The organism is Furfurilactobacillus milii (genome assembly GCF_009863985.1).
Taxonomy (GTDB): Bacteria; Bacillota; Bacilli; order Lactobacillales; family Lactobacillaceae; genus Furfurilactobacillus; species Furfurilactobacillus milii_A.
In genome coordinates this window covers 1-2,694 of sequence record NZ_WEZT01000041.1, presented here as the reverse complement: position 1 = coordinate 2,694, position 2,694 = coordinate 1, and the positions used below count along the sequence as shown (strand labels likewise).

The window sequence follows — 2,694 nt, the reverse complement described above, 5'->3', positions numbered from 1 at the left end:
CACTTGAACTAATTAATCAACGACCATTAAAAATACATCATCAACAGACTGCCATTGAAAGATTCCGGGCTTGTTCGGATTAAACTTGTAATTTGCCAATCGTTAAAAAGTTTACAAAGCAATAATCTTTTGTCAGTTAAGGAAAATTCTCCGTTTTAGCACTCTAATAAAGAAAGTGCTAAAAAAGTGAGGCAATTCCCTTGCACACTTTTTGTTAGTGTGTATAATACTAGTCAAAGGTCAAAGTTGGTCAAACGAAAAACAATTGATCAACTCCCTTTCGCCATCAGCAATCATATGTACTCGTTCAAACTGCTGGTGAGCCCTTAGAAGGAGCGATAACATGCTTTGTCAAAACTGTCATCAAAATGAGGCCACGATTCATTTAGGTCTCACAATGAACGGACAACAGATGCAAGTGCATCTTTGCCAAAATTGCTATCAACTTCTACAACAAGCTGAGAATAATTTAATGAACGGAAACGGAGGATCAACAAATATGGCTCAAGATCCATTTGGTTTTGGTAATTTAGATGACCTCTTTGCTGCAATGCAAAACGGTAACGTCAATGCCAATAACTTTCAACAAGCACAACAAGGTCCACAAACACAAGCAGGCCTCGGTGGTAACAACAACGGCGGTAACAACAATAAAAACTCTAAGCATCCCCTACTTGATCAATATGGTTTAAACCTCACTGATCAAGCTAAGGCAGGTAAAATTGACCCTGTCATCGGTCGTGACACAGAAATTGATCGTGTTATCGAAATCTTAAACCGTCGGACGAAGAACAACCCAGTTCTGATTGGTGAAGCTGGTGTTGGTAAAACGGCGGTCGTTGAAGGCTTGGCCCAAGCCATCGTTAACGGTAAGGTGCCTGAAAAGCTGCTTAACAAACAAATCATTCGTTTGGATGTTGTTTCACTGGTTCAAGGAACTGGTATTCGTGGTCAATTCGAACAACGCATGCAACAATTAATGAGTGAAGTTTCAAAGAACGATGACATCATCTTGTTCATCGATGAAATTCACGAAGTTGTTGGTGCAGGTAACGCTGAAGGCGGTATGGATGCCGGTAATGTATTGAAACCTGCCCTTGCCCGTGGTGAATTTCAACTCGTTGGTGCCACAACTCAGAAAGAATACCGCGATATTGAGAAGGACGCTGCTTTAGCCCGTCGTTTCCAACCAATTGAAGTTGAGGAACCTTCTATTGAGGATACGGTTTCAATCTTGAAGGGTATTCAAAAGCGTTATGAAGACTATCACCACGTTCACTACACTGACGCAGCAATTGAAGCCGCAGCACGTTTGTCAGCCCGTTACATTCAGGATCGTTTCTTGCCTGACAAAGCCATTGATTTGATTGATGAATCAGGTTCAAAGAAGAACTTAACGTTACGCAACGTAGACCCTACTTCTTACGAAGATAAAATTCACACCGCGGAAGCACACAAGCAATCCGCTTTGGACAAAGAAGATTACGAGAAAGCTGCCTACTACCGCGATCAGGTCAATCAGCTAGAAAAGGCCAAGAAGGACGCGGACGAAAATCCACAACCCGATGATGCTGCAACGGTGACTGAAAAAGATATCGAACACATTATCGAAGAAAAGACTGACATTCCGGTTAGTGACATGCAAGCGCAAGAAAAGACCCAATTGAAGGATCTGGACAAACGACTTGAAAAACATGTTATTGGTCAAAACCAAGCAGTCGATAAAGTTGCCCGTGCCATTCGCCGTAACCGAATTGGTTTGAATCAAACTGGTCGTCCTATCGGTTCCTTCCTCTTCATCGGCCCTACCGGTGTCGGTAAAACAGAAACGGCTAAACAACTTGCCAAAGAGTTGTTTGGTTCAAAGGATGCCATGATTCGCTTTGATATGAGTGAATATATGGAACAGTACAGTGTCTCCAAACTGATTGGCTCTGCGCCTGGTTATGTTGGTTACGAAGAAGCCGGTCAATTGACTGAACAAGTTCGTCGTCACCCCTACTCACTGATTCTATTAGATGAAATTGAGAAGGCTCACCCAGACGTTATGCACATGTTCTTGCAGATCTTGGATGACGGTCGTTTAACTGATTCTCAAGGGCGTACAGTATCCTTCAAGGACACCATCATCATCATGACCTCTAACGCTGGCTCTGGTGATAGTGGCGAGAACAGCGTTGGTTTCGGCGCTGCTCAAGACGAACACGCTAGTCTAATGGCCAAGCTAGGCAACTACTTTAAGCCTGAGTTCTTAAACCGTTTTGATGACATCGTTGAATTCAACTCCCTTTCCAAGGAAAACCTGGGTCAGATTGTTGAATTGATGTTAGATGACGTTAACGATCAATTAGCTAACCGCAACTTACACATTCGTGTAACGAAGCCGGTTGAAGAAAAGCTTGTTGATTTAGGGTACAACCCAACGATGGGTGCTCGGCCACTACGTCGTGTCATTCAAGAACAACTGGAAGACCGGATTGCCGACTTCTTCTTGGATAACCCTGATACACACAATCTTGAAGCTGTGATGGATGGTGATGACATTAAGGTTGAAGCTGACACACAGTCAACAACTAATGCTGAAGTTTCATCAAATGGTAGATTGTAAAATTAATCCGAACGCTGTTCGGACAAAAAAGATCAGCTTCCTTTAAAATGGTGTTTACCACAAACCCATTTTTTAGGAGCTGATTT

1 protein-coding gene is annotated in these 2,694 nt (G+C 42.7%); it reads left to right on the top strand.

What is annotated here, in order from left to right; all coding sequences use genetic code 11:
• The first annotated feature begins 343 nt into the window (after positions 1–343).
• Complete coding sequence (locus GB992_RS11220) at positions 344–2,608, top strand: ATP-dependent Clp protease ATP-binding subunit (protein WP_161002520.1); 2,265 nt, start codon at positions 344–346, stop codon at positions 2,606–2,608.
• Positions 2,609–2,694: the final 86 nt, after the last annotated feature.

Bases quoted from the DNA above. Each gene is read 5' to 3' on its own strand.
- GB992_RS11220 (WP_161002520.1), top strand. From the start codon at position 344: ATGCTTTGTCAAAACTGTCATCAAAATGAGGCCACGATTCATTTAGGT.